Genomic DNA, 2,772 nt, shown 5'->3' on the forward strand with positions numbered 1-2,772 from the left:
TTGAGGAGCATTTGCATTTGCATTTGAGGGACACTGCTCACTTAATCATTTAACACGATATTGAGCGAGCCGTTTGAAGTTGAGCTCGTTCTTGTCACAAATGAACCGGCCGCGTTTGCTGGACATGGATACGGCAGATTGTCCTATATTGAGTCTTGCGCTAATGACAGTGGATGACAGGTATAGCTCTTTGCTGCCTAAATAACAAATCACTGATTTTGCGAATGATAGTCCATTGCGTCGCCCCTTCTGAGTCACATCTGCAGGTTCAACCTGAAAATATGCACAGACGCTATGGATCAACATTTCAAGATCCCAGCCTTCGCGTATCAGTTGACTACGGGCTTCAATGCGGAGGCTGTCCTGTGTGAGAGCCTGTTGAACAAAATCGCTATCACCGAGGATTCGTTCATCACCAATCTTTTGTTCGTGTTCCTTGCGTGCCCATTCAAGGCTTTGCCATCCACCATAACTTCGAATCAATCCGCCCCCATTAAAGTCAACCTCGGTGGCCGTATTCAAACCCTGTGTGATAAATTGTCGGTACAGGTTTCTGGCAGTCGTAAGTCGTTGGTGAAAGCGTGCCAGTACGTCTTTGGTATGTTGCCAGTCCTGTTGGAGATTACCCAGTAATACGGCATGCCCTGTCCATGGATAACTGTCGAGTGTGGGCAGGCTATTGATAATTTTTGCTCTGACCGGGTTCAGGTGAATATAGCGGACCAGCTCCAGCAGGTAGAGCTCTTCATCGCACAGAATCGATTTGTAGCGATTCTGAAAGACATAGCCGACACGTCCGTGGCGCCGATTGTAATGAGTTGCATAGCCACCGACCAGCTTACGCATGAGATCCGACAGGGGAGTTATGCCAACCCGCAATAGCAGGTGGTAGTGATTGTCCATTATTGCCCAGGCGAGACACTGGGTACCGGTCTCGGAAAGTCCGTTTCCCAGTCGTATGATAAAGTCCTGCTTGTCGGTGTCTGTTGACAAAATACGCCGCCTCTCCAGGCCGCGTCCCATGACATGATAACACCCTCCAGGAATATGAAGTCTACCGGTCCTTGGCATATCACGAGTTTACACTAATCGTGCCAAGAGCGAAAATCGTGTTAAATGATTAAGTGAGCAGTGTCCCTATTTTCCCCTACGTCGGTCTCTGTAAGGCGATCACCAACCAGGTAATTATGATGGTCTAGTTGCCTGTCGATCCATTCAAGACTATCGAACACCTCCTGCACGGCTCGATCATAGGCGCGCTGGGTTGTAGCAAAACCGGCACGGTAGACACCATTGTTGAAACTATCGTAAAGACGCTCGTTCACGGTATCTATCTCAGCACGTAAATCAACCGGGTAGAGATCAATACTTCTCTCAGCCAGGCGACCAAATCCGTTATTTAACATACGCACGATGTCTGACGATTCGTTGTTGACGATGGTTTCACGATGTTTGTCCCACAGCACTGGCACCGTGATCTGCCCCGTGTAATCCGGCATGGCACGCTGGTAAAGCTCATAAAGGTATTCGGTGCCATACAATGGATCCGACTGGCTCCCGGGGGTGTCTTCCTTGTTGCCACCAAAGCGCCAGACCTTCTCGGTCAGGCGGGGGTCGAGTACGGTTACCGAAATAATATTTTCAAGTCCTTTGAGTTTACGAACCATCAGTGTGCGTGAGGCCCAGGGACAAATCAAAGCAACGTAAAGATGATAACGGTCCGGTTCTGCAGAGAAGCCGCCCTCGCCAGTAGGCCCTGGTGTACCATCGGCGGTGATCCAGTTACGAAACCTGGATTGATCCCTGACGAAACCACCTTCGGTGTCGGTGCCCTGAACGGGATGGAAATCTTTCGCCCATTGCCCATTGATTAACATTTGAATACTCCTCTTATAATTGCGGTTCTGGCTAAGCCGGGATGGTTATCCCGGCTTTATGGAAACAGAATGTATAGACCCTATAAACGTCTGGCCAGCACAGCGTCTACTGAACCACGGCCTGCACCACTGATAACGAGAGCAACCGATGCAGCCAGTAATGCCAGACCAAATTCGTAACCGTTATTGCTCATAAACAGGCCGCTATCGATGTGCACAGCAAAGATAGCCACGATCATGGTAAAGGCAAGCACTGCCGCTGCCGGTCGAACGAGCAGGCCCAGGATTAAGGCAAGGCCACCAAAGAACTCGGCACTCCCGGCCAGTAACGCCATCAGGTAACCGGGCTCGAGCCCTATCGAGGCCATCCACTGGCCTGTTCCTTCCAGGCCGTAGCCTCCGAACCAGCTGAACAGTTTCTGTCCCCCATGGGCGGCGAAGATAATGCCGACCGGGATACGCAGGGCCAACTGGCTGTAGCTGCTATTTGTTGCAGTAATTTTTTTCACTAAAGTATTCATGTTTTCACCTCTTACTCTTCTTAAATAATTAAAATTAACAACAGTTGACTATTTTCCCAGCCCAAGCTGATTCATGTATTCGGCGTTATCCCAAAAAAGATGCTCTTCTGCGATACACCCATTCTTCCATTTGGCAATGGTGGCCATAGTCAACTTGACCTTTTTACCCGTTGGTTGAATTGAACTGCCGTCCGGTAATTTCATTGGTTCAGAGAATGTGGCTTCCAGAACCCCTGTCGCAGCCGTCCAGTCACCAGAACCAAAGGCGATGGGATGTGCGGTGACTCTGGAATCGGGTGTGCCATTAAATAGTCCATCGATGTCCTTCATGTGGTGATGAATACCATGTGTCGTCCGTCCATCCGGAAATTCTA

General features: G+C 49.6%; 4 protein-coding genes. All 4 read right to left on the reverse strand.

Going from position 1 to position 2,772, the window contains the following annotated elements; translation table 11 throughout:
* Positions 1-45: 45 nt before the first annotated feature.
* Positions 46-1,023: a transposase gene (locus ACQY6F_RS18670; RefSeq protein ID WP_428776596.1), complete on the reverse strand. Its 978-nt coding sequence runs from the start codon at positions 1,021-1,023 to the stop codon at positions 46-48.
* Between the two features lie 89 nt (positions 1,024-1,112).
* Complete coding sequence (locus ACQY6F_RS18675; protein WP_428776597.1) at positions 1,113-1,877, reverse strand: glutathione S-transferase C-terminal domain-containing protein; 765 nt, start codon at positions 1,875-1,877, stop codon at positions 1,113-1,115.
* An 80-nt stretch (positions 1,878-1,957) separates the two neighbouring features.
* Positions 1,958-2,398, reverse strand: coding sequence for a DoxX family protein (locus ACQY6F_RS18680; RefSeq protein WP_428776598.1), 441 nt, complete (start codon positions 2,396-2,398; stop codon positions 1,958-1,960).
* 48 nt (positions 2,399-2,446) lie between these two features.
* Positions 2,447-2,772: ester cyclase (locus ACQY6F_RS18685; protein ID WP_428776599.1), on the reverse strand; the 326-nt coding region annotated here is incomplete at its 5' end.

Origin of the sequence: Vibrio sp. (assembly GCF_050299255.1) — a bacterium.
GTDB lineage: Bacteria > Pseudomonadota > Gammaproteobacteria > Enterobacterales > Vibrionaceae > Vibrio.

What these genes read in the sequence shown, in the direction of transcription:
- ACQY6F_RS18680 (WP_428776598.1), bottom strand. Translation starts at nt 2,398, where the DNA reads ATGAATACTTTAGTGAAAAAAATTACTGCAACAAATAGCAGCTACAGC.
- ACQY6F_RS18670 (WP_428776596.1), bottom strand. Translation starts at nt 1,023, where the DNA reads ATGGGACGCGGCCTGGAGAGGCGGCGTATTTTGTCAACAGACACCGAC.
- ACQY6F_RS18675 (WP_428776597.1), bottom strand. Translation starts at nt 1,877, where the DNA reads ATGTTAATCAATGGGCAATGGGCGAAAGATTTCCATCCCGTTCAGGGC.